General features: G+C 28.2%; 1 pseudogene. It reads right to left on the reverse strand.

Features of this window, described 5'->3' with window-relative positions:
• Window positions 1-287 (reverse strand): annotated as a pseudogene (locus tag HMPREF3247_RS00890) (IS5/IS1182 family transposase); the annotation flags it as partial.

Here is a 287-nt window from a genome sequence, read left to right on the forward strand (position 1 = left end):
GTATCCTGGCTTAAGTTGCCATTTTTCATATGGTCTTCCTTCATTCTCATAAAAGTTGCATCATGATCAGTTTTTGAAAAGCTATTTCTATCTTTAAGAATCGATTTTTGTTCTTCATATTTACTTTTTCTTTCAGAATAATCATCAAATTTCTTTTTGAACTTCTTAATCTCAGTTCTTTTTTACGGGTCTGTTTTCTAATTTGAGCACAATCTTCGTTGTCAATAGAATGATTTAAATCTTCGATTTCTTTATCTAAATGACTACCAATTAAATCTATTTCTTCT

This window comes from Staphylococcus sp. HMSC36A10 (assembly GCF_001838845.1).
In the GTDB taxonomy this organism is placed as follows: domain Bacteria; phylum Bacillota; class Bacilli; order Staphylococcales; family Staphylococcaceae; genus Staphylococcus; species Staphylococcus aureus.